The organism is Delftia sp. ASV31, assembly GCF_016428765.1.
In the GTDB taxonomy this organism is placed as follows: domain Bacteria; phylum Pseudomonadota; class Gammaproteobacteria; order Burkholderiales; family Burkholderiaceae_C; genus Comamonas; species Comamonas acidovorans.
Map to the genome: position 1 here is coordinate 1 of NZ_JAELTK010000048.1, position 25423 is coordinate 25423.

General features: G+C 68.0%; 21 protein-coding genes and 1 pseudogene. 7 read left to right on the forward strand and 15 right to left on the reverse strand.

Translation table 11 applies throughout. The annotated features are described in order from the left end of the window. Positions 1–253 (forward strand): annotated as a pseudogene (locus tag JHD82_RS17420) (nucleotidyl transferase AbiEii/AbiGii toxin family protein); the annotation flags it as partial. Between the two features lie 18 nt (positions 254–271). Here JHD82_RS17420 and JHD82_RS17425 read toward each other — a convergent pair. From JHD82_RS17425 to JHD82_RS17435, 3 genes are read right to left on the reverse strand one after another with little or no spacing between them, the layout of a single operon-like run. Next, positions 272–1480: a CaiB/BaiF CoA-transferase family protein gene (locus JHD82_RS17425; protein ID WP_199137784.1), complete on the reverse strand. Its 1209-nt coding sequence runs from the start codon at positions 1478–1480 to the stop codon at positions 272–274. Beyond that, positions 1480–2478 (reverse strand): tripartite tricarboxylate transporter substrate binding protein, encoded by a 999-nt coding sequence (locus JHD82_RS17430; RefSeq protein ID WP_199137786.1) that lies wholly within the window; start codon positions 2476–2478, stop codon positions 1480–1482. Before JHD82_RS17430 ends, JHD82_RS17425 begins: the two co-directional genes overlap by 1 nt. Before the next feature lie 14 nt (positions 2479–2492). Then, positions 2493–3662 carry an acyl-CoA dehydrogenase family protein gene (locus JHD82_RS17435; protein WP_180318188.1) on the reverse strand — a complete coding sequence of 390 codons (1170 nt, stop codon included), beginning with the start codon at positions 3660–3662 and terminating at the stop codon, positions 2493–2495. A 57-nt stretch (positions 3663–3719) separates the two neighbouring features. Here JHD82_RS17435 and JHD82_RS17440 point away from each other — a divergent pair, with 57 nt between their 5' ends. After that, a complete protein-coding gene (locus JHD82_RS17440; RefSeq protein WP_199137788.1) occupies positions 3720–4586 on the forward strand; it encodes an IclR family transcriptional regulator in 867 nt (288 codons plus the stop codon). Between the two features lie 17 nt (positions 4587–4603). Here JHD82_RS17440 and JHD82_RS17445 read toward each other — a convergent pair whose 3' ends face one another. Continuing rightward, positions 4604–5143 carry a hypothetical protein gene (locus JHD82_RS17445; RefSeq protein ID WP_043825781.1) on the reverse strand — a complete coding sequence of 180 codons (540 nt, stop codon included), beginning with the start codon at positions 5141–5143 and terminating at the stop codon, positions 4604–4606. 556 nt (positions 5144–5699) lie between these two features. On the opposite strand from JHD82_RS17445, the gene JHD82_RS17450 reads away from it, so the two are divergent. Further along, on the forward strand, positions 5700–7274 hold the full coding sequence (locus JHD82_RS17450; protein ID WP_233174778.1) for a pseudouridine synthase: 1575 nt from the start codon (positions 5700–5702) through the stop codon (positions 7272–7274). A gap of 146 nt (positions 7275–7420) precedes the next feature. Here JHD82_RS17450 and JHD82_RS17455 read toward each other — a convergent pair whose 3' ends face one another. The 3 genes from JHD82_RS17455 to aqpZ form a co-directional block, all read right to left on the reverse strand. Then, the gene (locus JHD82_RS17455; protein WP_012203103.1) at positions 7421–8101 is read right to left on the reverse strand and encodes a Fe2+-dependent dioxygenase; all 681 of its coding nucleotides are present in this window, start codon (positions 8099–8101) and stop codon (positions 7421–7423) included. Between the two features lie 131 nt (positions 8102–8232). Next, positions 8233–10458: a TonB-dependent siderophore receptor gene (locus JHD82_RS17460; RefSeq protein WP_199137792.1), complete on the reverse strand. Its 2226-nt coding sequence runs from the start codon at positions 10456–10458 to the stop codon at positions 8233–8235. Positions 10459–10673: 215 nt separating this feature from the next. Further along, the gene (aqpZ, locus tag JHD82_RS17465) at positions 10674–11378 is read right to left on the reverse strand and encodes an aquaporin Z (protein ID WP_012203105.1); all 705 of its coding nucleotides are present in this window, start codon (positions 11376–11378) and stop codon (positions 10674–10676) included. A 243-nt stretch (positions 11379–11621) separates the two neighbouring features. Between aqpZ and htpG the strand changes: the two genes are divergently transcribed. From htpG to JHD82_RS17485, 4 genes are all read left to right on the forward strand, one after another. Beyond that, the gene (gene htpG, locus JHD82_RS17470; RefSeq protein WP_199137794.1) at positions 11622–13574 is read left to right on the forward strand and encodes a molecular chaperone HtpG; all 1953 of its coding nucleotides are present in this window, start codon (positions 11622–11624) and stop codon (positions 13572–13574) included. A gap of 365 nt (positions 13575–13939) precedes the next feature. Continuing rightward, a complete protein-coding gene (locus tag JHD82_RS17475) occupies positions 13940–17548 on the forward strand; it encodes an IPTL-CTERM sorting domain-containing protein (protein ID WP_199137796.1) in 3609 nt (1202 codons plus the stop codon). Positions 17549–17697: 149 nt separating this feature from the next. Beyond that, positions 17698–18249, forward strand: a complete 552-nt coding sequence (xrtH, locus tag JHD82_RS17480) for an exosortase H (protein WP_071954271.1) — start codon at positions 17698–17700, stop codon at positions 18247–18249. Positions 18250–18259: 10 nt separating this feature from the next. Further along, positions 18260–19015 carry an exosortase H-associated membrane protein gene (locus tag JHD82_RS17485; protein ID WP_012203109.1) on the forward strand — a complete coding sequence of 252 codons (756 nt, stop codon included), beginning with the start codon at positions 18260–18262 and terminating at the stop codon, positions 19013–19015. Between the two features lie 19 nt (positions 19016–19034). Here the strand turns inward: JHD82_RS17485 and ureG are convergent, their stop codons facing one another. The 8 genes from ureG to JHD82_RS17525 form a co-directional block, all read right to left on the reverse strand. Next, complete coding sequence (ureG, locus tag JHD82_RS17490) at positions 19035–19676, reverse strand: urease accessory protein UreG (protein WP_012203110.1); 642 nt, start codon at positions 19674–19676, stop codon at positions 19035–19037. Positions 19677–19696: 20 nt separating this feature from the next. Then, positions 19697–20413: an urease accessory protein UreF gene (locus JHD82_RS17495; RefSeq protein ID WP_034398124.1), complete on the reverse strand. Its 717-nt coding sequence runs from the start codon at positions 20411–20413 to the stop codon at positions 19697–19699. After that, positions 20406–21056: an urease accessory protein UreE gene (gene ureE / locus JHD82_RS17500; RefSeq protein ID WP_199137798.1), complete on the reverse strand. Its 651-nt coding sequence runs from the start codon at positions 21054–21056 to the stop codon at positions 20406–20408. The genes JHD82_RS17495 and ureE overlap by 8 nt, the downstream gene beginning before the upstream one ends. Positions 21057–21063: 7 nt before the next feature. Then, a complete protein-coding gene (ureC, locus tag JHD82_RS17505) occupies positions 21064–22767 on the reverse strand; it encodes an urease subunit alpha (protein WP_012203113.1) in 1704 nt (567 codons plus the stop codon). Between the two features lie 180 nt (positions 22768–22947). Continuing rightward, the gene (locus JHD82_RS17510) at positions 22948–23253 is read right to left on the reverse strand and encodes an urease subunit beta (RefSeq protein ID WP_175403235.1); all 306 of its coding nucleotides are present in this window, start codon (positions 23251–23253) and stop codon (positions 22948–22950) included. A gap of 27 nt (positions 23254–23280) precedes the next feature. Beyond that, a complete protein-coding gene (locus tag JHD82_RS17515) occupies positions 23281–23904 on the reverse strand; it encodes a HupE/UreJ family protein (protein WP_013804329.1) in 624 nt (207 codons plus the stop codon). Between the two features lie 143 nt (positions 23905–24047). Next, positions 24048–24350 carry an urease subunit gamma gene (locus tag JHD82_RS17520; protein WP_012203116.1) on the reverse strand — a complete coding sequence of 101 codons (303 nt, stop codon included), beginning with the start codon at positions 24348–24350 and terminating at the stop codon, positions 24048–24050. Positions 24351–24367: 17 nt separating this feature from the next. Then, positions 24368–25285 carry an urease accessory protein UreD gene (locus tag JHD82_RS17525; protein ID WP_012203117.1) on the reverse strand — a complete coding sequence of 306 codons (918 nt, stop codon included), beginning with the start codon at positions 25283–25285 and terminating at the stop codon, positions 24368–24370. Between the last annotated feature and the right edge of the window lie 138 nt (positions 25286–25423).

Genomic DNA, 25423 nt, shown 5'->3' on the forward strand with positions numbered 1-25423 from the left:
GCCGCTGCAATCTCTGCTAGCAGCACGCGAGCGGTTGCTGCGGGAGCTCCAGCAAGGGCTGGGTGCCAGCGAGCGGCGCTTTTTGCTGTCGCTGGCCGCAGGAGCGCCCGATTGGCCGGCGCTGGACATCGCCCATCTCGAACACCTGCCCGGCGTGCGATGGAAGGTGCAGAACCTGGCGCAGCTGCGCACGTCCCATCCCCGCAAGTTCGCCGAGCAGGCGGACCTGCTGGCCGCACGGCTGGTCATCTGACGCCAGCACTGCACACCTTCAGATCACGCCTTCGCGCCGCAGCCGCTCCTGCTGCTGCGCATCCAGCCCCAACTCCGCATAGATGCGTGCATTGTCCTGGCCTGTGGCCGGGCCGCTGCGGGGCGAAGGGGCCTGGCGGCCGGTGAAGCGTGGCACGGGCGCGGGGGCGGCGAGGGGGCCCAGGTCGGGGTCGGGCAGGGTGATGAAGCTGCCGCGCTCCACGAAATGCGGGTCCTGCAGCGCGTCCTCGGCCGAGCAGACCTTGCTGAACGGAATGTCGTGCGCGGCCAGCGCGGCCGTGGCCTGGGCGCAGTCCAGGGCTGCGCACCATTGCACGATCTGCGCATCCAGTGCCTGCAGGTGGCGGATGCGCGCGGCGTTGTCCGCAAAGCGCGGGTCGGCGGCCAGGTCGGCGCGGTCCATGGCCTGGCACAGGCGCGTGAAGATGGCATCGCCTGTGGCGACCACGGTGAGCCAGGCGCCGTCGCGCGTGCGGTAGACGTTGGAGGGCGCCGTGTAGCCCGCGCACGATCCCGTGCGGCTGCGTGCCTGTCCGCCCAGCTGGAATTCGGCCGCCAGCGGGTCCAGCAGGCGCAGCATGGCTTCGGTGGCCGACAGGTCGATCTCCACGCCGCGCCGTTCGCCGGGCGGCTGCGCGTTGCGCTCGGCCAGTGCGGCCGCGATGGAGAAGGCGCCGAACAGGCCGGCCACTGCATCGCCCAGCGGGTAGTTCATGTGCTGGGGCGGGCCGCCCGCCTCGCCCGTCAGGTGGGCGAAGCCGCTCATGGCCTCGAAGATGCGCGCAAAGCCCGGCCGGCGCGCATAGGGACCGGTCTGGCCGAAGCCCGTCAGGCGCAGCACGATAAGGCGCGGGTTGCGGGCATGCAAGGTGGCCAGGTCCAGCCCCCAGCGGTCCAGCGTGCCGGTGCGGAAGTTCTCCACGAGCACGTCGAAATCCTCGATCAGCCGCAGGAACAGCGCGCGGCCCTCGGCCTTGCGCACATCCAGCGAGATGCCCTGCTTGCCCCGGTTGGCGGTTTTCCAGAACACGGCGTGGCCGTCGTGCACGGGGGCCAGGCTGCGCAGCGTGTCGCCGCCGCCGGGCAACTCCAGCTTGACGACGTCGGCGCCCAGGTCGCCGCACAGGGTGGCCGAGAAAGGGGCGGCCAGCACCGTGGCCATGTCGAGGATGCGCACACCCTCCAGCGGATAGCCTTGGCGCTGCATCAGTTGCCTTTCAGGTCCACGTTCTTCAGCACGGGCTCCCAGGCGCGGCGGTCTTCGGCCACGCGCTTGTGGAAGTCCGCCGTCTGCGTGGGCAGCGGCGTGGCACCCAGGCGCGCCAGCTTGTCGCGTGTCTCGGGCAAGGCCATGGCCTTGGCCAGCGCCTGGTTGAGCGTGGCCACGATCTGCTGCGGCGTGCCCTTGGGCGCGGCCAGGCCCACCCACAGGCCGGTGTCCAGCCCGGCCACGCCCAGCTCGGCAAAGGTGGGAATGTCGGGCGCTGCGGGCGAGCGGCTCTTGCCGGTCTGCGCCAGGATGCGGATCTGCCCGCCCTGCATGTAGGGCAGGGTGCCGCCCAGGTTGTTGCACATCACCGGGATGTGGCCGGCCATGAGGTCGTTGACGGCCGGGGCATTGCCCTTGTAGGGCAGGTGCTGCATCTTCGTTCCGAGCCGGTGGTTGACCATCTCGCAGACCAGGTGCGAGGGCGTGGCCGTGCCGGCCGAGCCGAAGGACAGCGTGCCGGGCCTGGCCTTGTCGGCCGCCACCAGTTCGGCCAGCGTGCGGTAGGGGGTCTTGGCGTTGACGGCAATGACGTTGGGCAGGTCGGCCACCAGGCCGATGTACTCGTAGTCGGTCAGCGGATTCCACTTGAGGTTGGCGTGCACATGGGGCAGGAAGACATTGCTCAGGCCTGCCATGAGCAGGGTGTAGCCATCGGGCGCGGCGCGGGCCACGAGTTCCGAGCCGACCAGGCTGCCTGCGCCCGGTTTGTTCTCCACCACCACCGGCTGGCCCAGGGCCTGGCCCAGTTCCACCGACAGCGCGCGGGCCACGAGGTCGGTGCTGCCGCCTGCGGGAAAGGGAACGATCACGCGCACGGGCCGATCGGGAAAAGTCGCCTGGGCCGTCTGTGCCGCTTGGGCCGCCTGCGCGCAGGCACACAGCGCAGCCAGCAGGCCCAGGGTGGCCAGGTGCTTCGGGGTGAGGGGGGATGTCATGGGGGCCTCCGATGTCAGGCGCTCTCGCGCAGCATGAGCTTGGCGATGTTGAGCTGGTGGATCTGGCTGGTGCCTTCGTAGAGGCGGAACAGGCGCACGTCGCGGAAGTAGCGCTCGATGGGGCTGAAGTCGGCCACATAGCCTGCGCCGCCGAACATCTGCACGGCGCGGTCGGCCACGCGGCCGCACATCTCGGAGGCGAAGTACTTGCACATGGAGGCGGACAGCGCCACGTCCTCGCCCCGGTCGCGGGCGCGGGCGGCCTCCAGGATCATGGATTGCGCCGCGAAGATCTCGGTGCGGCTGTCGGCCAGCATGGCCTGCACCAGCTGGAAGTTCGCCACCGGCTGGCCGAACTGCTCGCGCTGGCGCACATGGGCCAGCGCCAGGTCCAGCATGCGGATCGCCGGCCCCGTGCACAGCGCTGCCAGGTGCAGGCGCTGCTTGTTGAGCACCTTCATCACGGTCTTGAAGCCCTGGCCCTCGCGCCCGCCGATGATCTGGTCGGCCGGCACGCGGCAGTCCTGGAAATGCACGTCGGACACGGGCGAGCCCGCCTGGCCCATCTTGCGATAGGGCTGGCCCGTCACCAGGCCCGGCGAGCGCTCCACGAAGAAGGCCGTCAGCCCCTCGCTGCCCGTGCTGCCTTCGCCGGTGCGGGCGATGACGGTGAACACATCGGCCAGCGGCGCATTGGTGATGAAGCGCTTGCTGCCGTTGAGCACGTAGTGGTCGCCCTCGCGGCGCGCCGTGGTCTGGATGTTGCTCGCTTCCGAGCCCGCGTCCGGCTCGGTCAGCGCCAGGCAACCCGTGAGCTCGCCGCGCGCCATGCGCGGCAGCCAGCGCTGCTTTTGCGCCTCGGTGCCGTCGGCCACCAGGGCTTCCGAGCCAATGCCGGTGTTGGTGCCCACGCGGGCCCGCAGCGCCACCGAGGCCTGGGACAGCTCGAAGGCGCAGCGCACCAGCTCCTCGGTGCTCAGGCCCAGGCCGCCGTAGGCCTGGGGAATGCTCCAGCCGAAATAGCCCTTGTCGCGCAGCTCCTGGACCACGGCGGGCGGAATGCTGTCGTCGCGCTCGATCTGCTCCTCCAGCGGATGCCAGCGGTGGCGCACGAAATGGCGGATGTCTGCGATCAACGCCTGCAGGCGGGCGTCGGCGGGGTGGGGGGTGGGGGCTTGGCTCATGGGCCGCACTGTAGGAAGCGCGGGCACCAGGGCTGCAATGCAGTTTCAAATATTGAAATGCAGTTGCGGCTTTGCGGCCGTGGTCCGCACAATCGCCACGTGCCCCACACCCCCATTGCCCACCAACCCAGGGACTCGCAGGATGTCTGCCGCATCCGCGAGCAGGACCCGTATTTCGCGGGCACGCTGGCCAAGGGGCTGATGATTCTCCAGTGCTTCGTCAGCGACCCGCGCCCGCATGCCAACAGCGAACTGGCCCGCCGCCTGGGCCTGCCGCGCCCCACCGTGTCCAGGCTGTGCCGCAGCCTGCAGACCATGGGCTACCTGGACCATGACGAGCGGCTGGACCGCTACTTCGTCGGCCCGGCCGCGGTCGCCCTGGGCTACCCCTATGTGATCAATACGCCCTTGCTCGGCCCGCTGCGCCTGCCCATGCAGGCGCTGGCCGACCGTGTGAAGGGGGCGGTGTCGGTGGGCGTGGTCATGGACCTGGATGTGGTCTATCTGGATACCTGCGCCTGGGAGGGCGGCACGCTCAAGCGACCCGGCGTGGGCGCCGTGCGCGGCGTGCTGGAAACGGCCATGGGCCGGGCAGGGCTGGCCCAGCTCGATTCCGGGGAACTGCAGCGCTTCCTGGACCGCGTGCGCAGCCAGCGGCCCGAGGAATATGCGCGCTGCAGGGACAACGCCAGCGAAAGCCTGGCGCACTATGCCGCCCGGGGCTTCGCGGTCAACATGGGGGACTCCGGCCTGGGCGTGTGCGCCGTGGGTGCGGCCTCGCGCATCCGCTACGGGTCGCGCCGCCTGCTGTTCAACTGCGCCGTGCCGGGCCTGCGCATGCCGGCCCGCACGCTGATCCGGGATGTGGGCCCCCAGTTGGCGCAGTTGGTGGCCCTGTGCGACCGGCTGCCCGTGGACCGCTGATCTGCGGGCCTGGAGCTTCAGAAGGCGGCCAGCACGATGCCGATGGCCAGCAGCACGCCGAAGGAGATCCAGCCGTTCTTCTGGTCCAGGCCGCCGATCTGGCGCAGCGCCTCTTCGCGCGCAGCGCCCACCAGGCCCCTCTGGTTGATCTGCTGTATGCGCGTGATCAGCCATTGCAGGTAGGTGCGCTTGACCGTGAACGAGATGGCCACCGCGATGCCGAGCACGCGCCCGGCGCCGCCCGTGCCGGGCATCAGCAGATTGATGATCAACAGGGTGATGAAGGCCACCACGGCATAGGCGTAGACGCGGCGCGCAATGGCCCAGGAAACGCCCATAAAGGGAATGGCGGTCCAGCAGGGACTCATGGATGCGAAAAAGCCCTTTTTCCCGCTGACCATGCGCTCCCACAGTGGCCGGTATTTCTCAGCATTCGGGCCGATGGCCGTCTCCATATCGGACCACTCGATTCCAGTCAAGTCCGGCTTGGTGATAAGCAGCGCCTTGAATTGTTCTTTCAATGGAGTGGAATTCGATAGGTTGGGTGTATCGCTCATGGTTTTCCTTGTTGAATGAGGCGGGAGTCCGGGCGGGATGGTCTGGATACCGCAGCAGGCGCTGCGCGAAGGGCTGTTGTCTCGAAAGAGCCCCCGTTTCTGGACGGGCGCCATTCTATGGGGAGATGTATGGGCAATGGCAAGCCCAATGGGTTGATTTGCAATCGCCAATGAATGGAATCGCCCAAATAAAATACAGTTTTTTACATATTGCATGCCGTGCATTGCAAGATCCCAATCGGCCGGATTGAAGATGTTTTGCCGATGTGATTCGCTTCTTGTCGATTTTTCATTGAGGATTCATCCGGTTGTGCATATCGCGACGGATACAGCGATCGGGATGGTTCGGCCGCCAGGCGCATTGCATGGTTCATGAATGTGTGGTGCGGAACATGGCGAGCCCGCCGGGGCGCAGGGCCGGGCGGCGGGGCTGGCAAGGGGGCCCTGGCGGCCTGCCCGCAGGCCGCCCGATAGTCGCCCGATAGCCGAGCGCAATGCCCGTATTGGCCGCAGGGCGCAGCCGCTGCGGGCCTTGCCGCGCGACAATGGCGGTCTAATGTCATCCCCTACTTCTTCCAAACCGTCCCGGCCCGGCGCCGACGAGGCGGCAGCGCCCTCCGCGCGCCCTGTGCTGCGCCGCCCCGAAAAGCCACAGGCCGAGCCGGCTGGCGATGCCCGCCGCCCTTCGGGTGGCGCGGGCAAATCTGCGGGCGCACGCGGCGGCCCGCGCAGTGACCGCAACGACCGCAATGAACGTGGCGGCGACCGTGGCGGCCGCAATGATCGCTACGAGCGCTCCGACCGCCGTGATGCCCCCCCTCGCGGCGATGCCCGCGGTGCGGCTCCCCGAGGCGATGCCCGCGGTGCAGCACCCCGCGACGACGCCCGTGACCAGCGCCCGCGCAGCGGCGGTTTCGGCCGTGCCGAGGACCTGGACCGTTCCCAGCCGCGTGGCGACTGGCGCGAACAGGGCGGCGGCGAAAACCGTGCCCCGCGCGAGCAGCGCGACATGCGCGATGCCCGTGATACGCGCGATGCCCGCCCCCCGCGCCCGCCCCGCCCGGACGATCGCCGCGACCGGCCCTATGGCCAGCGCGATGAGCGTCCGCGTGATGGTCAACGCGATGGCCAACGTGACGGCCAGCGCGACGGACCCCGCGACGGCCCGCGTGAAGGTGGTTTCCGCGACCGTCCCCGGGACGACGCCCGCGGCCCCCGCCGTGACGATGCGCGCGGACCGCGCCGCGACGAGGCGCCCCAGGCCGAGCCCGCCTACCGTCCGCTCAGCGGCATCCGCACCTACCGTCCCGCCGACGGTGGCGCCAGCCGCGAAATCCCCGTCAAGCGTGCTCCCGAGCCGCTGCAGGAGCAGGTTCCCGGTGGCGTGCGCATCAACAAGCGCCTGGCCGACATGGGCCTGTGCTCGCGCCGCGAGGCCGACGAGTGGGTGGACAAGGGTTGGGTCCGCGTCAATGGAGAACTCGCCGTGATGGGCCAGAACGTGGTGGCGGCCGACCGCATCACCGTCGAGCGCGAAGCGCGCGAGCGCCAGGACCAGCAGGTCACCATCCTGATCCACAAGCCCATGGGCTATGTCAGCGGCCAGGCCGAGGACGGCCACGAGCCCGCCGTGGTCCTGGTCACGCCCCAGAACCACTGGAACCAAGACACCAGCCGCACGCGCTTCAACTTCGCGCAGCTCAAGGGCCTGGCGCCCTGCGGCCGGCTGGACATCGACTCCGTGGGCCTGCTTGTCATGACCCAGGACGGCCGCGTGGCGCGCCAGATCATTGGCGAAGACTCGGAGATGGACAAGGAGTACCTGGTGCGCGTGACCTACGGTGACCGCGACATCGACGTGCAATCCGTGTTCCCGGCCGAGCAGCTGGCACGCCTGTGCCATGGCCTGTCGCTGGACGGCGAGGCACTCAAGCCCGCCAAGGTGGACTGGCAGAACCCCGAGCAGCTGCGCTTTGTGCTGACCGAAGGCAAGAAGCGCCAGATCCGCCGCATGTGCGAACTGGTGGGCCTGCGCGTGGTGGGCCTCAAGCGCATCCGCATCGGCCGCGTGACGCTGGGCAATCTGCCTGTGGGCCAGTGGCGCTACCTGGGTGCACACGAGAGCTTTTGACGCCGCGTGAGCATTCCCTGCGGCCCGTTGCGCACGTTTGCGCAACGGGCCGCACTCACTTGTGGCGGTGCCGGTGTTTGGAGTGCGCTCCATTTCCGGCAACCTGCTCGACAAGACCTACATGCCGGGCCTGGGCTCCTGCGGCGTCAGGCCTGCGACCACATCCGCAACAGGTTGTGGTACGTGCCGGACAGCGCGGAAAGCGCGGGGTCGCCCGGGTGGCGCACCGTCAGTTGCTGGATCTGCTGGTCCAGGTCGAACAGGATGCGGCGCTTCTCGTCCGAGGCCACGAGGCTGTGCGTCCAGAAGAAGCTGGCGTAGCGCGTGCCGCGCGTGACGGGGTTGACGCGGTGCAGGCTGGTGCCGGGGTAGACGATGGCGTCGCCCGCGGCCAGCTTCACGCTCTGGTGGCCGAAGGTGTCCTCCACGATCAGTTCGCCGCCTTCGTACTCGTCGGGCTCGCTGAAGAACACGGTGGTGGAGACATCGCTGCGCACCTTGATGGCCGTGCCGGGGATGGTGAAGATGGCGTTGTCTATATGGTTGCCGTAGGTGCCGCCGCCCTCGTAGCGGTTGAAGCGCGGCGGCAGCACCTTCAGCGGCAGGGTGGCCGACATGAACAGCGCGCTGGCCCCCAGCTTGTCGAGGATGAGGTTGCCTATCGCCTGGCCGGCCTGGCTGTCCAGCGGCAGCTGCAGGTTGGCCTTGACCTGGGCCGCCAGAGGGCCGGCCGTGGCGCGGCCGTCCTGCCACGGGGCCTGCTCCAGCGCCTGGCGGCATTGGCGCACTTCGTCGGGGCTGAGCAGGGCGGGTATGCGTAGCATCATGGCAGGCGGTCCTCAGGGGGAATCAGCGAGTGTCCCGCAAAAAAGCCCCGCAGGCGGCGATGGCCTGCGGGGCTTTGCGGTGATCTGCGCAGCGTCAAGCCGCTGCGCGTTCGCCCGGGGCGATCAGCAGATCAGTACGTCCACTTGAGCGAGGCCACGGCCGAGCGGCCTGCGGCCATGGTCGCGTAGTGGGGCGAGCGGATGCCGCTGTAGTAGACCTTGTCGCCCAGGTTGTACAGGTTCAGCTGCACGGTCAGGTTGCGGTCGATCTGGTAGGCCACCATGGCGTCGTAGCGCGCATAGCCGCTGGCGCCCTTGGTGACGATGCCGCCATCCACCGTGGACAGGATGTAGCTCTGGTTCACGCTGCTCTGGGCGTAGATGCCCAGGCCCAAGGTCAGCTTTGCCATGGGCTTGTAGCTGGTCCACAGGCTGAAGCTGTGCTTGGGCGTGTTGGGGAAGGGCTGGCCATTGGCCACGCTGCCAGCGCCTGCGTTCTTCTGCTCGCTGTCCATGTAGGTGTAGCCGCCGAAGACGCTCAGGCCCGGCAGCACGCTGCCCGTGAAGCCCAGTTCCACGCCGTTGACCACCTTGTTGCCGCCCATGTAGGTGACGCCGTTTTCGGTGATGCGCGCATTGGTCACGTCGTTGCGGAACAGCGCGGCCGTCAGCGCCAGGCGCTTTTCCATCAGGTCCCACTTGGTGCCCAGCTCCAGCGAGCGGGTCTTCTCGGGAGCTAGGTTGGCCAGCTGGTCGGTGGAGATGCCCAGGTCCTCGTTGCCGTTGCCCAGCATGGAGCCGCCGGGGCGCGAGGAGGTGCCGATGCTGGCGTAGATGCTGCCGTTGGTGGCCGGCTTGTAGACCAGGCCCAGCTGGTAGTTGAACAATGTGTCCGAACGGCTCAGGTCATAGGCCGGCGTGGTGCGGCCGGCGGGGCCGGAGGAGCTGATCTTGTAGTGGTCCATGCGCAGGCCGGCATTGAGCAGCCACTGGTCGTTGAACTTCAGCGTGTCGAAGCCGTACAGCGCCACGGTGTCGATCTGGTTGTGGCTGGGGTCGCCCAGCGTCACGGGCAGGTTCCACAGCGGGCTGCTGTCGGGGTTGTTCAGCGAGGCGCACCACAGGCTGGCGGCCGTGCAGGTGGTGTTGGTGGTTTGCAGCGCGGCGGTGCGGGACTCGGCCTTTTCCTTGGACAGTTCCAGGCCGAAGGCGTAGCTGTGGCCCACGCTGCCGGTCTGGGCCTTGCCCGTGAATTCCGAGAGGTTCTGCAGCGTCTTGATGTCGGCCACGCGTGCATTGCCACGGCGGAACACATAGCCATTGACGACATTGCCCTTGCTGTCGTCGGGCTGGGTCCACAGGTAGTCCTGTTCGGTCTTGCTGTAGCGCAGGCTGTTGCGGAACTTCTGGGTGTCGGTGAACTTGTGTTCCACGGTGGCCGTGAACAGGTCGCTCTTTTCCTTTTCGTAGTCGCGGCTGGTCAGGCCGTACCAGTTGTCGCGGTTGTTGCCGTAGGTGGGACGCACCACGCTGCCGCCGCGCAGGCCGGCCGCAGCCGTGCTGCTGTACAGGTAGGGCACGCCGCCATCGGGAATGTTGTCGGTCTGCAGGTGCTGCCAGGACAGCGAGACCTCGGTGGGCGTGCCCATGCCGAAGGTCACCGTGGGGGCAATGCCCCAGCGCTTGTTCTCGGGGCCGCTGCGGCCGGGAACGTCGGCGTCGTGCACCATGGCGTTCAGGCGCAGGCCCACGCCTTCGCCCAGCACGCGGTTGGCGTCGATGGTGGCGCGCCGGTAGCTGTCCGTGCCCAGGCCCACGTCGCCGCTGATGAAGTTCTCGTTCCTGGCCTTCTTGGTCACCAGGTTGATGGAGCCGCCAGCGCCGCCACGGCCTGCATAGGCCGAATCGGCGCCCTTGATGACTTCCACCGCTTCCAGGTTGAACACCTCGCGCGTGCCGGCCGCAATGTCGCGCATGCCGTCCACGAAGGTGCTGGCCTGGGCATCCATGCCGCGGATGAAGGGCTGGTCACCCGAGGGGTTGCCGCCTTCGCCGTTGCCGAAGGTGATGCCGGGCGTGGACCGCAGGGCTTCCTGCAGGCTGGTCGCGCCGGTCTGCTTGATGATTTCCTCGTTGATGACCTGCACCGTCTTGGGCGTGTCCACCAGCGGGGCCGTGAACTTGGCCGAGGAGGCGTTGTCGGTCTTGACGGGCGCTTCGCTCGAAGACGTCACGTTCACGGTGCCCAGCGTGGTGCTGGTCTGCGCGAAGGCCGAGGTGCCCGCGAGGCACAGGGCAGCGGCAAGGGCCAGCTGCGTGACGTTCGCGGGGGGGAGGATTTGTTGGATTTTGCTCATGTTCACTCCGATGAAAGCCCGCGAATTGTTATTGCGAATCACTAGCGTTCGGTTTCTGTTTCGTAAAGTTGGCCGGTTTTTGCCGGGTGAAAGTCCTTCGCGTTGCCGCCATGCAACAAACGAAAACCGTGTTTCACCAAAGATTCAATGAAAAAAGCGGCTGTCGCCAGCCGCTTGAGTCTGCTGCGGGGCGCCTGCAGCGCCCGTCCCTGGCCTTATTCGTTGGCCGGGTTGGCCAGCAGGGCCTTGTAGATCACGGCGCCGATCAGCGCACCCACGATGGGGGCCACCCAGAACAGCCACAGTTGCGAGATGGCGATCTCGGGACCGAACAGGGCCGGGCCCGTGCTGCGCGCGGGGTTGACCGAGGTATTGGTCACGGGAATCGAGATCAGGTGGATCAGCGTCAGGCACAGGCCGATGGCCAGCCCGCCAAAGCCGGCCGCCGCGCGCTTGGCCGTGGCGCCCAGGATGACCAGGATGAAGAAGGCCGTCATCACCACCTCGGTGACCAGGGCTGCCGTCATGCCGTAACCGCCCGGAGAATGCGCGCCGTAGCCGTTGGTGGCAAAGCCGCCGATGTCGGCGCCGGCCTTGCCCGTGGCGATCACATAGAGGATGGCCGCGCCCGTGATGGCGCCCAGCACCTGCGAGACGATGTAGCCCGGCAGTTCGCTCCAGGCAAAGCGCCCGCCCATGGCCAGGCCCACGGAGACGGCCGGGTTGAAGTGCCCGCCCGAGATGGGCCCGAAGGCATAGGCGCCCGTGAGCACCGTCAGGCCGAAGGCCAGCGAGACGCCGACCAGGCCGATGCCCACCTGCGGGAAGGCGGCGGCCAGCACGGCCGCACCGCAGCCGCCCAGGGTCAGCCACAGGGTTCCGAGGAATTCGGCGGACCATTTTTGAACAGAGCTGTGCATGGAAAATCTCCTGAAGCAGGCCCGCCATTGCGCCCGGGCCCTGCGCGCACCGTCCGCCGCACAGCGGAAAGTGGCGCAGTTATAGCCCTGCGCCAGCCCCGCCGTGAGGGCGAAAAAGTGAACAATCGTCCAGAGCCTGCGCCGCCACAGGGGCGGCGGGGTCTTGATAATGCGCTCGCCGGCCCGAGATGAGGGCTGATTTTTTCCCTGTTGTGAACCCATAGGACATAGGACACTGTCTGCATGAGCAAGCAAACCCATTCTTTTCAGGCCGAAGTTGCGCAACTGCTGCACCTGGTCACGCATTCGCTGTACTCCAACCCCGAGATCTTCCTGCGCGAGCTGGTCTCCAACGCCTCCGACGCCTGCGACAAGCTGCGCTTCGAGGCGCTGAACGATGCCTCCCTCTATGAGGACCAGCCCAACCTGGAAGTGCGCGTGTCCTTCGACGCCGCTGCCAAGACGCTGACCATTGCCGACACCGGCATCGGCATGAGCGAGCAGGAAGCCGTCGACAACCTGGGCACCATCGCCAAGAGCGGCACCAAGGCCTTCATGGACAAGCTGTCGGGCGACCAGAAGTCGGACTCGCAGCTGATCGGCCAGTTCGGCGTGGGCTTTTACTCGGGCTACATCGTGGCCGACAAGATCACCGTGGAAACGCGCCGCGCGGGCCTGCCGGCCTCCGAAGGCGTGCGCTGGACCAGCGGCGGCACGGGCGAGTTCGAGGTCGAGCAGATCGAGCGCCCCCAGCGTGGCACCAGCATCACGCTGCACCTGCGCCCCGAGGCCGAGGAGTTCCTCAACGCCTGGAAGATCAAGCAGGTCATCGGCAAGTACTCCGACCACATCAGCCTGCCCATCCTCATGGAAAAAGAGGAGTGGAAGGACGGCGAGAACGACCAGCCCGGCACCATGGAGAAGACGGGCGAGTGGGAGACCATCAACAAGGCCAGCGCGCTGTGGACACGTCCCAAGAAGGACATCACGGCCGAGCAGTACCAGGACTTCTACAAGGCCATCAGCCACGACTTCGAGAACCCGCTGACCTGGAGCCACAACCGCGTCGAGGGCAACACCGAGTACACGCAGCTGCTGTTCATCCCGGCCAAGGCGCCGTTCGACCTCTACAACCGCGACAAGAAGGCCGGCGTCAAGCTCTACGTCAAGCGCGTCTTCATCATGGATGACGCCGAGGCGCTGATGCCCGGCTACCTGCGCTTCGTCAAGGGCGTGATCGACTCGGCCGACCTGCCGCTGAACGTCAGCCGCGAGCTGCTGCAGGAAAGCCGCGACGTGCGCCTGATCCGCGACGGCTCGACCAAGCGCGTGCTGTCCATGCTGGAAGACCTGGCCAAGCACGATCGCCACGACGCTGCCGCTGACGCGGCGGCCGACGGCGTCACCGACGTGGTCAGCGAAGAGGACAAGGCCAAGGAAGGCAAGTACAGCCAGTTCTACGCCGAGTTCGGCCCCGTGCTCAAGGAAGGCCTGGGCGAGGACTTTGCCAACAAGGAACGCATCGCCAAGCTGCTGCGCTTTTCCTCCACCAGCCAGGACGAGGCCATCGTCTCGCTGGCCGACTACAAGGCCCGCATGAAGGAAGGCCAGGACGCGATCTACTACATCACGGCCGACTCCCTGACCGCCGCACGCAACAGCCCGCAGCTCGAAGTCTTCCGCAAGAAGGGCATCGAGGTGCTGCTGATGGCCGACCGCGTGGACGAATGGGCCATGGGCTACCTGACCGAATTCGACGGCACGCCGCTGCAGTCCGTGGCCAAGGGCGCCGTGGACCTGGGCAAGCTGCAGGACGAAGAGGAAAAGAAGGCGGCCGAGGAAGCTGCCGAGACCTTCAAGCCCCTGCTGGCCAAGCTCAAGGAAGCGCTCAAGGACAAGGCCGAGGACGTGCGCGTGACCACGCGCCTGGTGGACTCGCCCGCCTGCCTGGTGGTGCAGGACGGCGGCATGAGCCTGCAGCTGGCGCGCCTGCTCAAGCAGGCCGGCCAGCAGGCGCCGGACGCCCGCCCCGTGCTGGAGGTCAACCCCGAGCATCCGCTGGTCAAGAAGCTGGACGGTTCGGTGCATTTCCATGACCTGGCCAACATCCTGTTCGACCAGGCCGTGTTGGCCGAAGGCGGCATGCCCGAAGACCCGGCCGCCTACGTCAGGCGCGTGAACGCGCTGCTGGCGTGAGTTCCTCACGAGGATTGCCCCGCCGCATTCCCTAGGCCTTAGTGCCTGCTCACTGCCGCGCCAGCGCGCGGCAGATCAGCATTGCAAGCCGGTGCCAGCCAAGCTGCCACCGGCTTTTTCACGTCTGCGTTCCGTGAGGAAAAACGACCGGAAAAGGTCGACTCACGAAAAACTCACAAATACTTCTAAATACTCACTTTTGTTAAAAATTCCAGATCATATTTACTTTTGGTAATAAAGAACCATCATGCCTCCTTTTGGTGCGCCCGGTAGCCGGCTTTCTGACAGAGCTGTTCCAGCCGGGCACCTCGTGCGTCCGTGCCTGCGGCATTCGGCGCTGTCAACGAAGCAAAAGAGAGGTTTGTATGGCTTTCACGAGAAAGGGCTGGCTGGCGCGTGCGCTGCTGTCCGGCGGCTTGCTGGCAACAGCGGCTGCCGTGGCGGCGCCGGCCGACACCGACATCCTGGTCAACCAGGACGGTCTCTATGACGGACAGGACGCATCGGCAGGCCCTGCCGGCGGCACCTTCACCTATGTGGCCAAGGTCAGGCACAACAACATCGGTCCCGACGCCGTAGGCGTCACCCTGACCGAGGTGCTGCCCATGGGCGCCGTGTTCCAGGGCTACAGCAGCAGCCCGGGCGGCATCTCCTGCACGGCACCCGCAGCTGGTACGGTGCTCACCGCAGGCAACAACACGCTGGTCTGCAACATCGGCAACCTGGCGCCCGCCGATGGCTTCAAGTCCGTGGGCTTCGAGGTCATCCTGCCGACCGTCGGCACCAACTGGCGCGCCGTGGCCAGCGCGCGCATGGCCTCGCCCGACTACGACAACGACCAGAACAACACGCAGCTGGACCGCAACTTCACCACCACCGAGGCCGCCGATCTGGCCATCGCGATGGCGGCTCCCGCCAGCGTCGCCAACGGCGGCGCCTTCCAGTACACCATCGACGTGCAGAACAAGGGCCCGTCCGAGGTCCCCGCCGGTGGCCGTACCGTGGTGCGTTTCCCCGTGCCCAACGGCGCCGTGGTCACGGGCGTGCCCTCAGGCAGCGGCTGGAGCTGTACGCCCGCCTCGGGCTATCCGCTGATCTCGGGTGAACTCAGCTGCACGCGCGGCGGCCCTGTGCTGCCGGGCGCCGTGCTGCCTTCCATCTCCGTGCCGGCCATCGCCAACATGAGCGGCACCATTGCCGGCGCTGCCAGCGTCAAGGGCTACAAGGACGCCAGCACGGAGATGCCCGACGGCCAGTCCGGCAACAACACCGCCAGCGCCGCCGTGGTCTCCAGCGGCAGCGAGTTCGTGGATGTCTCGCTGCGCAAGCAGGTGGCGCCCACGGTGCTGGATGCGCTGCAGGCGACCGAGGTCACCTACACGCTGCAGCCGCGCCGCGAAGGCGGCTCCCTCGTGCCGCGCGATCTCACCATCACCGACACCCTGCCGGCCGGCGTGACCTTCACGGGCTTCGACGGCAGCACGGCACCCTGGAACTGCGGCCACAACAGCGGCACCATCACCTGCACCCATGCGGGCGAGTACCCGGTGGCCGGCTACGCCAACATGCAGGCCATCCGCTTCAAGGCCAGCGTGGCTGCGGGTGGAACGCCGGGTGCGCAACTGGTCAACCAGGGCGTGATCGGGGTCCCACCCGAACTCAACGAGCCCAACAAGACCAACAACACCGATAGCGCGGCGGTGAACTTCAGCAACGATGCGCGGCTGCGCCTCGTCAAGGCCGGCCCCAGCCGCCCGGTACTGGCGGGTGAGGAGTTCCAGTACACGATCACGGTGACCAACAACGGTCCCATGCCTGTGCTGCCGAATCAGCTGATCACCGTATCCGACACCCCTGCGGACAACCGAATGACCGTCATCGGCATGTCCGGTGCGGGCACCGGCGCGGGGGACTGGACCTGCGCCACCCAGAGCTGCACCTCGACAGCGGGCCTGGCCGTGGGCGCCAGCCGCCAGATCACGGTCAGGGCCAAGGTCACGCTGGCCTCGGGCCATCTGGACTTCACCAACAACGCCTCGGCGGGCGTGGTCGGCCGGGACAATGCGTCGGCCACCACCTCCGCGACCGTCACCGTGTCGGCCGACAAGGTGGATGTTGGCATCGTCAAGAGCGTGGTCAGCCCTGTGCCGCCGGCCTCCATCAAGAGCGGTGAAGAGGTCACCTACCAGCTGGTGGTGAAGAACCATTCGGCCAGCACCACGGTGACGAATGTGCGCGTGCGCGACGCGCTGCAGTCCCTGGTCAAGCAGACCGACGGCGTGCGCATCGTGGGCGGCAACCCGGTGGACGAGGCCGGCAATCCCGTGCCATACACCTACCCGGGCGGCGGCTTTGTCTCCAGCCGCATCGTCTCCGGCGCCAACGCCAGCTGCGGCACTCCTTCGGGCGGCGTCAACAGCGAGACGCGCGATCTGACCTGCGACATCACCTCCATGGCCCCGGAGGCCGAGGTGGTGATCGAGGTCAAGATCCGTCCCAAGCGCGCCACCACCGGCACCTATGCCAACGCGGCCTCGGCCCAGTCCCTGGACATCCATGACGCCGATCCCGGCAACGATTCCTCTACGGCCAGCATCACCGTGCAGGCCATCGCGGAAATCGCTGCGCAAAAGCAGGTCTCGCCCAAGGTGGCGGCTGCGGGCGAGCCGCTGACCTATACGGTCACGGTGCCCAACTACGGCCCCTCGTCGGCCGCCAATGTCACGCTCAAGGACGTGCTGCCTGCAGACGCCATCTTCATCGGCACGCCCACGGTCACCGGCGGCGGCACCTGTACTCCGGCTGCCACCGATGGCGTGCAGGGCGGCACGCTGGAATGCGCCTGGACCAATCAGCTGGCTGCAGGCGCGCAGTACACCGTGACCTACAAGATGCGCTCGCGCGGCGATCTGGCGGCCGATACGGAGATCCTCAACACGGTCGCCGTGGACACCACCACCGAGGAGCTGACCAAGGCCAACAACCAGGCCGAGGCCAAGGCCCGGCTCAAGCGCGCCGAGCTGGATGTGAACATCAGCATGCGCCACACGGCAGACGGCCTGGTGCTGGGTGAGGACACCGAATACACCATCACGGTGACCAACTCCGGCCCCTCCTACGCCACCCAGGTCGTCGTGACCGACAAGTTCCCCGCATCGGGCTCCACGGCCACCTTCAGCTACCAGAACGGCCTGGCGCTGGCCGGCATTCCCGGCGCCTCCGCATCCTGGTGCGGCGTGCAGCCGGCGCTGAACGCGACCAGCGGGCCGCTGCAGTGCACCATCCCGGCGCTGGCTCCGGGCCAGAGCATGACCATCAAGTTCAAGATGCGCGCACAGACCCTGCCCGACAAGGCATCGGGCGGCACCATCTACCACGAGGCCTCGGTCAAGCCCTTCGAGACGGAATGGCTGAGCAATGGCGGCGATGTGATCGTCAACAACACCACCACCGACCGGACCTCCACCAGCCGCCAGGGCAATGCCGTGGACCTGGGGATCGGCAAGCAGGGCCCCGCCGGCCCGCTGGACGATGGCGACACGGCCAGCTACACGCTGACCGTCACCAACTACGGCCGCGATCCGCAGTCGCCCGCGGGCGGCTCGGTGACCGACGTGTTGCCCGCAGGGCTGGAGTTCGTCTCGGCCTCGGCAGGCTGCAGCTATGCCAGCGGCACGCGCACGGTGACCTGCAGCGTGCCGCAGCTGGCCCAGGGCGGCACGGCCGTCTTCACGCTGGAGACCAAGCTGGACAAGCCCTACAAGGGCGCCCGCCCGCTGGTCAACTCGGCAACGGTCTCGGTACCCGGTGATGGCAATCCCGACAACGACAAGAGCACGACCACCACGCCGCTCAAGCCGGGGCCGGGCGGCACGGCCAGCATTCCCACGCTGTCGCAGTGGGGCCTGATGCTGATGTCGTCCCTGCTGGCGCTGATGGCGCTGGGGACCATGCGCAGGCGCGAGCGTCGGTGATGCGCCCGTGACGGCAAGGGCCGGTGGCGTGATTCACGCACCGGCCTTTGTCGTCTTTGAGCGGTCCGAAGATAATGCGAGCCTATAGAGGGACACTGTTTCGCAACCGCCAGGTCGCAAGCCCGGCAACCAACACTCCAAGACCTGCCATGCTGCGCTTCTTTCTGATCTTTCTGGCCATCCAGCTGACGATGTTCGGGCTGAACCTGCTCAGTTGGGTGCAGCAGCACATCGTGCTGCCCTGGACGGCGTTCCTGGCGCACATCTGCGCCTCGCTGGTGACCTGGTTCGACAGCACGGCCTCGGCCACGGGCAAGGTGCTGTGGAACACGGCCACGGGCTTCGGCGTTTCCATCGAGGCCGGCTGCAACGGCCTTGAGGCCTACATCGTGCTGTTTGCCGCCGTGATGGCCTTCCCCTCGTCATGGCGCCAGAAGCTGGCGGGCCTGCTGGCCGGCTTCGTGGCCGTGCAGGCCATCAACGTGCTGCGCGTCATCAGCCTGTTCTACCTGGGCCAGTGGAGCACCACGGCCTTCAATTTCGCGCATGAATACCTCTGGCAGGCGCTGATCATGCTGGACGTGCTGGTGTTCTGGCTGCTGTGGGTGCGCTGGAGCGGCCGCAAGGCGCCGTCGCAGGATGATGGCGGCCAGCCGCCGCTGCCGCCCGCCGCTGCAGCTTCCGCCGCCGTGGCCGCCTGAGGAGCAGGCCATGATCGGACGCAATCCCATCTCGCGCTTCGCGGCCCTGGCCATGGGCGGCATCGTGGTGCTGACCCTGGCCTGGACGCTGGCGGCCGGCTGGCTGGCCGTGCCGGTGTCCGGCATGAGCAAGTGGGTGCTGGAGAACGCCGCCAACGGCTGGGTGCAGCGCGTGGACCTGGAGACGCCCCGCAACCTGGTCGTCAATTCCTCGGTCCAGGTCTCCAACGAGCAGACCGGCTGGCGCCGCGCCGAGGCCATCGTCGAGGTCGATCCCGCCCGCTACGGCTACGGCCTGCCGGTGCTGGTGGCCATGCTGCTGGCGGCCTGGGGGCCGGGCCGGTGGTGGCGCATCCTGGTGGGCTATGTGGCGCTGCTGCCCTTGCAGACCTTCAGCGTGGTCTCGCAGGTACTGATGCAGCTGTGCCTTGCGGCGCGGCTCGACCTCAACGTGCTGGGCATACAGACATGGCAGCTGGAGGCCATCGTCTACGCCTACCAGATGGGCGGGCTGATGGTGCCCACGCTGTGCCCGGTGCTGCTGTGGCTGGCGCTGGACATGGGCTTTGTGCGCCGCGTGCTGCTTCCGGCCTGGAACCGCAGCCGCGCGCCTGCCGCCGCGCCCCAGCCCATGGTGGCACCCAAGCCCTCGGCCTGGCGCCAGACCGATGGCGCGGCCACCTCCACCGGCCATCCGCTGGTGTCCTCCAGCAGCGCGGCCACCCTGCCCAAGGCCAAGGCCACCAGCGGCACGCCGCAGCGCTGAAGGCCGTGCGCGGCCGTCTTCAGCCCTGCGCGGGCATGGGCGGCAGCAGGCCGCGCTCGGTGATGAAGTCGATCACCTCGCGCAGGCCCTTGCCGCTTTTCACGCTGCCCATCACATAGGGCTTGTGGGCGCGCATGCGCTGCGTGTCGGCTTCCATGATGGACAGGTTGGCGCCCACGTAGGGCGCCAGGTCGGTCTTGTTGACCACCAGCAGATCGCTCTTGGTGATGCCGGGGCCGCCCTTGCGCGGAATCTTCTCGCCACCGGCCACGTCGATCACGTAGATGGTCAGGTCCGACAGCTCGGGGCTGAAGGTGGCGGCCAGGTTGTCGCCGCCGCTTTCGATGAAGACGATGTCCGCCTCGGGGAACTGGCGCAGCATGCGGTCCACGGCTTCAAGGTTGATGGAGGCGTCCTCGCGGATGGCCGTGTGCGGGCAGCCGCCGGTCTCCACGCCCATGATGCGCTCGGGCGGCAGGGCCTCGGCCACCGTCAGCAGGCGCTGGTCTTCCTTGGTGTAGATGTCGTTGGTGATGACCACCAGGTCGTAGTGGGCGCGCATGGCCTTGCACAGCATCTCCAGCAGCGTGGTCTTGCCGGAGCCGACCGGGCCGCCGATGCCGACGCGCAGCGGGGGGAGTTTCTTGGTGCGGGTGTTCATGGTGGACTTGGATTGAGTGATCAGGACCGGAAGAGCCGGGAGTACTGGTGTTCGTGCCGCGCCTGCAGCACGCTCCATTGGGGCAGCATGGTGTCCAGCCGGGGCGGCGCCTCGCTGGCGCGGCGGCGTGCCTCGCCCACGGCCTGCTCCAGCAGCGGGTGCAGGGCCAGCAGCAGGCTCTGGCCCGCCACCTGGCCCAGCGGCACGGCCTTGATGGCGGCGGCCACCTGGTTCTCCAGCCAGGCAAAGCCATAGGCCAGCAGGGCGTGGTCCTCGTCGGCATCCACGGCGGCGCAGGCACAGGCAAAGGCTGTGGGATAGGCCAGGCCCGGTCCCTCCACAAGGGCGCCCAGTTGTGCGATGCGGGGCGCAAAGGCCTCGCCGCCCCAGGGCACGGAGCGCAGCAGGCTGTGCAGCGACCAGCCCATCTGCAGCGTCTCGGCACGGGCCTCGCGGCTGTCGCGGCTGGCGATGAACCACTGGTTCCATTCGTGCACCGCCCCCTCGTCGCCTGCGCTCCAGGCCCGGCGCAGCAGCAGCCACAGTGGTGCCTCGCAGCGTGCAAAGCCGTGGGCCAGCGCATCGGCAATCCAGGTGCGCGCCGTGCCGGCATCCGTGACCAGGCCATGCTCGATGGCGGCCTCCAGCCCCTGCGAATAGCTGAAGCCGCCCACGGGCAGCTGGGGCGATGCCAGGTGCAGCAGGGCGCACAGCCCCTGTATCGACAGGTCAGCCATGCGGATGGTCGTGGCCGTGCCCGTGTCCGCAGCAGCCTTTGTGGTCATGGTCATGGTCATGGCTGTGGTCGTGGCCATGTTCATGCCCGTGGGAATGATCGTGTGAATGGCCGTGTTCGTGCCCATGGTCATGCAGCGCATACACGCTCTGCGCCAGCGCTTGGTCCTCGGCAAAGCTGGCGTCATGGCCGTGGCGGTGGCCGCCGCCATAGGCACCGGCCTCGGGCTCGAAGGGCGCATCCACCAGGGCCACCTGCGCGCCCAGGCGCAGCAGCATGTCGTGCAGCACGGGGTCGTTTTCCAGGTGCAGGTGCGTGGGCGTGACCTCCACCGGGATATGCCGGTTGCCCAGATGGTAGGCCGCACGCAGCAGGCCCAGCGGCGTGGCCGCCGTCACGCGCAACACCGCCTGGGGCGCCGCGCGCACGGCGACCAGGCTGCCATCCTCGGCCACCAGCACATCGCCGCCGCGCAGCACGCTGCCGCGCGCCAGCACCACGGCCAGCTCGCGCCCCATGGAGTCGATGGCCGCAAAGCGGCTCTTCTGGCGCATGTCCCAGTCCAGTTCCAGCGTGGCGGCGCGCCTGACCAGCACGGCGGCAAGGCCCCCGCCCTGGGGCATGTGTTTGTTGACGGTGAGCATGGGGTGATCAGAACAGAAAATACCGCTGCGCCATCGGCAGCTCGGTGGCGGGCTCGCAGGTCAGCAGCTGGCCGTCGGCCACGACCTGGTAGGTCTCGGGATCGACGCTGATGTCGGGCTGCCAGTCGTTGTGCACCATGTCGCGCTTGCTGACGCTGCGGCAGTTTTCCACGGCCACGGTGCGCTTGCGCAGGCCGTAGCGGTCTGCCACGCCGGCCTGCTGGGCGGCCTGCGAGACGAAGGTCAGGCTGGCCGCCGCCACGCCGCTGCCCTGGCCCGCGAACATGGGCCGGTAGTGCACGGGCTGGGGCGTGGGGATGCTGGCGTTGGGGTCGCCCATGGCGGCGCTGGCGATGCTGCCGCCCTTGAGGATGAGGCTGGGCTTGACGCCGAAGAACGCCGGCCGCCACAGCACCAGGTCGGCCAGCTTGCCGACCTCGACCGAGCCCACGACATGGGCGATGCCATGCGTGCGTGCGGGGTTGATGGTGTACTTGGCAACGTAGCGCTTGACGCGGAAGTTGTCGTGGCGCGCGTTGTCGCCCGGCAGGCTGCCGCGCTGGACCTTCATCTTGTGCGCGGTCTGCCAGGTGCGCAGCACCACTTCGCCCACACGGCCCATGGCCTGGCTGTCGCTGGAGATCATGGAGAAGGCGCCCAGGTCGTGCAGCACGTCCTCTGCGGCGATGGTCTCGCGGCGGATGCGGCTTTCGGCGAAGGCGATGTCCTCGGCAATCGAGGCATCCAGGTGGTGGCAGACCATGAGCATGTCCAGGTGCTCGTCCAGCGTGTTCACCGTGTAGGGCCGCGTGGGGTTGGTGGACGAGGGCAGCACGTTGGCCTCGCCGCAGACCTTGATGATGTCGGGCGCGTGGCCGCCGCCCGCGCCTTCGGTGTGGTAGGTGTGGATGGTGCGGCCCTTGAAGGCGGCCACCGTGGCTTCCACGAAGCCGCCCTCGTTGAGCGTGTCGGTGTGGATGGCGACCTGGGTGTCGGTCTCGTCGGCCACGCCCAGGCAGCAGTCGATGGCGGCGGGCGTCGATCCCCAGTCCTCGTGCAGCTTCAGGCCGATGGCGCCCGCCGCGATCTGCTCGCGCAGCGGCGCGGCCTGGCTGGCGTTGCCCTTGCCCAGCAGGCCGATGTTCATGGGGTAGCCGTCCACGGCCTGCAGCATGCGCTCCATGTGCCAGGGGCCGGGCGTGACCGTGGTGGCGAAGGTGCCCGTGGCCGGACCCGTGCCGCCGCCGATCATGGTGGTCACGCCGCTGGTCAGCGCCTCGTCGATCTGCTGCGGGCAGATGAAGTGGATGTGCGTGTCGATGCCGCCGGCCGTGACGATCATGCCCTCGCCCGCAATGATTTCCGTGCCGGGGCCGATGACGATGGTCACGCCCGGCTGCATGTCCGGGTTGCCCGCCTTGCCTATGCCTGCGATCAGCCCGTTCTTGATGGCGATGTCGGCCTTGACGATGCCCCAGTGGTCGATGATCACGGCATTGGTGATGACGGTGTCTGCACAGTCGGCGGCCATGCGCTGGCTCTGGCCCATGCCGTCGCGGATGACCTTGCCGCCGCCGAACTTGACCTCTTCGCCGTAGATCGTGTGGTCCTTCTCGATCTCGATGACCAGGGCCGTGTCGGCCAGCCGCAGGCGGTCGCCCACGGTGGGGCCGAACATCTCGGCATAGGCCTGGCGCGTGATGCTTGCCATAGCATTCCCTTTCTGTTGTCTACGACGCTATGCGTTGCTCGTTGTACTTAAAACCGGCGTGGTCCAACCCGGGGACACCGAGGAAGGGCCTATGCCGGCCGCGCCGCCCCGCACCGAGGGTGTCGTCCCCTTCCCGCGAAGCGAGAGAGGGGGAAGCGGCGTAGCCGCTCAGGGGGTACTTCAAAGCCTGCCCATCACCTTGGCGTTGAAGCCGAAGATGATGCGGTCGCCGGAGATTTCCACCAGTTCCACCGTGCGCTCCTGGCCCGGCTCGAAGCGCACGGCCGTGCCGGCCGCGATGTTCAGCCGCCAGCCGCGTGCGGCGGCGCGGTCGAAGTGCAGGGCCTCGTTGACCTCGAAGAAATGAAAGTGCGAGCCCACCTGCACGGGCCGGTCGCCGGTGTTGGTGACCGTGAGGGTCTGCACGGGCCGGCCTGCGTTCAGCAGGATCTCGCCGGGCTCGGCCAGCAGCTCGCCGGGGATGATGCGCTCGGTCATGTGCGGCTCCCGCGATCAGCCTGCCAGCGCCACGGCACCGTAGCCCATGGCGGCCACGCCGGCCAGGCGTGCAGCCCAGGCCGAAGCCGTGCCGCCGCGCATGGCCCGGCCAAAGGCCACGCCCAGCGCATGCAGCACCAGCGTGGTGGCGACCATGCCCGCCATGTAGGCCCAGAACACGGCTGCGGGCAGCGCGTGGGGGAAGACCTCGCCATGCGCGTATCCGTGAAACAGCGCGAAGGCGCCGGCCAGCACCATGGCCAGGGCCACGGGCAGGCGGCGCTGGGCCACCAGCAGCAGGCCGAAGGCCAGCAGCGATGCAGCCACCATGGGCTCGACGGCCGGCAGCTCCAGCGGGGTCTGCGTCAGCGCCAGGCCCAGCGCCATGCATGCGGCAAAGGCCACGGGCGGCAGCCACTGGCGCTGGAGCATCAGCCCGCACCACAGGCCCAGCGCCAGCATGGCCAGCAGATGGTCCAGGCCCGCGATGGGATGGGACAGCCCGGCCATCAGGGCCTGCATGGCGCCGTCGCCGGCATGCAGGTGGGCGCCGGCCCCCGTATGGGCGCTGGCAGCCGTGGCGGCGGCCAGCAGGGCCGGGGCGAGCAGGTAGTTGAAAGTGTTGCGGAATCTGAACATGGAGATCTCCTTGATCGCTATCGAGACTTGATCTGCCCACGGCACAAGCGGATGCAGCGGGCTGGTTGGGGGTGCCCAGCAAGGGCCGCCCCGCAGCGATGGCGCCGTCCCCCTTGGGGGAAGCGGCGTAGCCGCTCAGGGGGTCAAACTATTGGGTGATGAACGGTGACCAGCTTGGTGCCGTCCGGGAAAGTGGCTTCGACCTGGATGTCCGGGATCATTTCTGGAATGCCCTCCATCACATCGGCGCGCGTCAGCACCGTGGTGCCCAGGTGCATGAGCTCGGCCACGGTCCTGCCGTCGCGCGCCCACTCCAGCACGGCGGCGCTGATCAGCGCCACGGCCTCGGGGTAGTTGAGCTTCAGGCCGCGCGCCTTGCGCCGCTCGGCCACCAGGGCTGCGGTGAACAGCAGCAGCTTGTCTTTTTCACGGGGCGTGAGTTCCATCGATGAGTCTCCGTTGATCAGGTGGCCCACAGGCGCGGGGGGCGGGCTTGTTGATTGAGCAGGGCCGGGCGCAGCAGGCGCCAGCCTTCATGCAGCACGGCTCGTGCTGCCTCCATGCGCCGTGCCAGCACGCGCAGCAGCAGCACCGAGGGTGCGCCGCCCTGGCCGGCCAGCAGGCTGGCGCCGGCGCGCACTTCATCGCTCCAGGGCAGGCTGGCGGCCAGTTGCTCGCTCAATGGCTCCATGGCCGCCAGGGGTTCCGGGGCCACGGCCCAGAGGCTGGCCTGTATGGGCAAGCCCGCCCAGGCAACGGGGCTGGACAGCAGGGCATGGCCGGCGTGCAGTTCGCCTTGCTCCAGCCACAGCGGCCGTCCGCCGCATGCGAGCCGGTTGTGAAGCTGCAGGCGCGCGGCAGCGGTGGGCGCGGCGCCGGTGTGGTTCCAGTGCTCGCCCGCGCCATAGCGGCCCAGCACCACGGCATCCCAGCCGATGGCGCGCGCGCCCGGCGCAAGATCCAGGTCCAGCGCCATGGTGGCGTCGGCACCGGCGAACAGCATGTTTTCCTGTGGCAGCCATTCCAGGATGGCGCCTTCTTCCACGCGCAGCCGCACGCGCTGCGCGGCCGGGCGGCCCTGGGACTTGTACCAGCGCGTGGCGCCCGGTGTGGTCAGCAGGGCGTGGGCGCCGGGCTCCACGGTCACATCGATCTGCAACTGGTCGCCGCCGGCCACGCCGCCGGGCGGGTGCAGCAGCACGGCATGGCAGATGCCGGGGCCTTCAGGGTGCAGCGGTTTTTGCACGCGCAGCGGACCGCTGTGGCGTGCGTGGGAAAGCACGCTGCCCTGGCCGGCGCGGTGCCCGAAGCGCAGGTCCAGCATGGCCTGCCAGCCCGAGGCGCAAGCGGGCACGGCGGTGATCGGTAGCGCTGCGGACATGGGCGTGACGGGCGGTACAGGGCGTGGTGGTTGTAACGGCCTTTGTCATGCATTTAGCGTGCCAATCCGATGCAGTGGCGGTTGAGCCATGCTGGTGCGCTGGCGCATCGGATTGGTGCGTTTCCTGCATGGCAAGGC